This is a genomic window from uncultured Campylobacter sp., assembly GCF_938031315.1.
Taxonomy (GTDB): Bacteria; Campylobacterota; Campylobacteria; order Campylobacterales; family Campylobacteraceae; genus Campylobacter_B.
Map to the genome: position 1 here is coordinate 1 of NZ_CALHHT010000258.1, position 2,180 is coordinate 2,180.

2 protein-coding genes and 1 pseudogene are annotated in these 2,180 nt (G+C 49.1%); 2 read left to right on the forward strand and 1 reads right to left on the reverse strand.

Annotated features, from left to right (window positions below):
* Positions 1 to 128, forward strand: a pseudogene (locus Q0236_RS13285) (D-TA family PLP-dependent enzyme); the annotation flags it as partial.
* 143 nt (positions 129 to 271) lie between these two features.
* Entirely contained in the window at positions 272 to 712 is a 441-nt protein-coding gene (locus Q0236_RS06470; RefSeq protein WP_297916202.1) for a pyrimidine dimer DNA glycosylase/endonuclease V, read from the forward strand.
* A gap of 910 nt (positions 713 to 1,622) precedes the next feature.
* Here Q0236_RS06470 and Q0236_RS06475 read toward each other — a convergent pair.
* A partial coding sequence (locus Q0236_RS06475; protein ID WP_297916204.1) for a histidine phosphatase family protein occupies positions 1,623 to 2,180 on the reverse strand: 558 nt, incomplete at its 5' end.

The following is a 2,180-nucleotide window of genomic DNA, read 5'->3' on the forward strand; positions in this document are numbered from 1 at the left end:
GCGAGCGGCTCGAAATTTATCCAAACCACATCTGTCCCGTCGTAAATTTACACGAGTTCGCCTACCTCGTTAGCGGCGGCGAGGTCGTAGAAAAGATCGCCGTGCTATGCAGGGGCAAGCTGCAATGAGCGGGTAAATTTTAAAGGTGCGGCGAGATAAAATTTAGCCTCTAATCTAGGGCGCGACCAAATTTAAGGCGCGAATTTATTGCCGCTCAGGCTGCGGCGCAAAGCGCGCCGAATTTGACGACGAAATTTAACGAAAGGTAAAAATGAGGCTTTGGACGATAAGCTTTAAATATCTCGATGCAAAGGGGCTTGTGGCGCTGTGGCGCGAGGCGCTGCTGGCTAAAAACGTGCTGGCTGGACTTACCAAGGGCTACAAAAATCACCCGCAGCTTAACCGCTTTTACGCGCATGAAAACGCGCTAGAGGCGATAAATGCGTATCTAGCGGAGGTTTATGCGCAGGCCTGCGCTCGCGGGTATAAATTCGACGTAGCGAAGGTGGGCGAATTTGACGAGCGAAATTTAGCCAAAATAGCCGTCTCTCGCGAGCAGATCGAGTATGAATTCGCCTTTTTACAAGAGAAGCTAAAATCACGCGATATCAAGGCTTACGAGCGAAATTTAAGCGTAAAAAATATAGAAATCGCGAGCATTTTTAAAGAGGTCGATGGTGAAATCGAGCCGTGGGAGAAGGTTAAAATTTAGCTCTGTTTCGCGCAAGATTTTTGGCTTTCCTGGGCAAATTTGATCAATAAAAACGCCGAAATACGTTACGTCGATTTTCCACTAAATTTGACGTAAAAACGGTGAAACTAAATTGCGACGGGCGGCGATTTTGTCAAATTTTACGGCAAAATTTAAGCGCTAAATTCGGCTTTTAAAAACGCCGTAAAATAGTAAAATCGCATGCTAGGCCGATGGGGGCCGGTGTCGGACGACGCCCTGGTTTATCGCCGCGCTCGCTTTGATTTTTTCGCGGCTTTGAGCCGGTAAATTTGATTTTTCGATTCGGCGATGTATAGACGGTAAGATAAAAATCACAGACAAATCAGCGTTGCGATAAAAGTTAAAATTTACGAACTAGCGCAGGCGTTTGTTAAATTTAGCGTTTTAAATTTGATGGCAAATTTAAAGAGGGGAACCTGACGTCAAATTCGCCTCTGTTTTCAGAAATCAAACTACGCCGACCGACTAAATTTGCAGTTAAATTTAACGAATCGGCGAGCTAGATTTAAAGCGTGCGGATTGAGCTAGATCGCTCTGCTCGCGCAAAATTTTATCCCTTGCGCGAGCGAACTTTACCGAATACTGCGCGCAGAATTTAACCGACTTACCCCTCTCATAAAGCGCGGGAGCACAACCGAGACCGCTCTACTCCAACCTGCCCTGGGCGCCGTAAACACAGCCTGCGCGCAAAAAGAACATGAAGCGGCGCTAAATCAACTCAAGCCGTATGATTTAAATTTTACTTCGTAAGCGGCCGGCTATCCGTATTTAAAAAGCAGCGCCCATTGCATAGATGAAATTTCGGCGCCTCGCGACAGCTGCCAAACGGCGCATTAAATTTAAAATTTACAAAACGCAAAATTTCAAATTTTCGCGCAGAGCGGTATCTCTACGCGGCGCGGCGCCAAATTTCCACGCAGAAGCAACCCTCGCAGAAACGGTATATCAAGCGGTAGCCCGCTTGTCGTGCGCTCTTTCGTATCACGCGCAGTACGAAGCCGTGTGCGATCACCGCCGCGTCCGCTTCTAGCAGCGACGGCGCCAGATCAAGCGCGCGCTGACGCTCCTCTTTCGCGCTTGCGCCGCTAGGGTTCATGCCGCACAGCCACAACAGGCGCGAGAGCACGAGCCAGTAATCAAACGGCATTTTTATTAGCGGCACGGGAAATATTCGCAGATTAAACTCGCGCAAAGCCTCTAGGTACTCTATACTCCGCTGCGGGAATAGCTTTTGCGCCGTAAGTGCGGCGCGCGGCAGAGGCGAGGAACATACTCGGCTTATGCGAGCGAGATTTTCCCATGCGACGCTGCTTTTAAATTTATAGGTTTCATACAGAGCTAAGCTTTGCGTAGTATCATACAGGATCGCGCGCCGTGCCGCTTCTGCGGCGTCGCATACTCCGCTATCGATCAGCGGCGTAACGTGGCGGATCAGCGCTAGCGTCAT

Bases quoted from the DNA above. Each gene is read 5' to 3' on its own strand.
- Q0236_RS06470 (WP_297916202.1), top strand. From the start codon at position 272: ATGAGGCTTTGGACGATAAGCTTTAAATATCTCGATGCAAAGGGGCTT.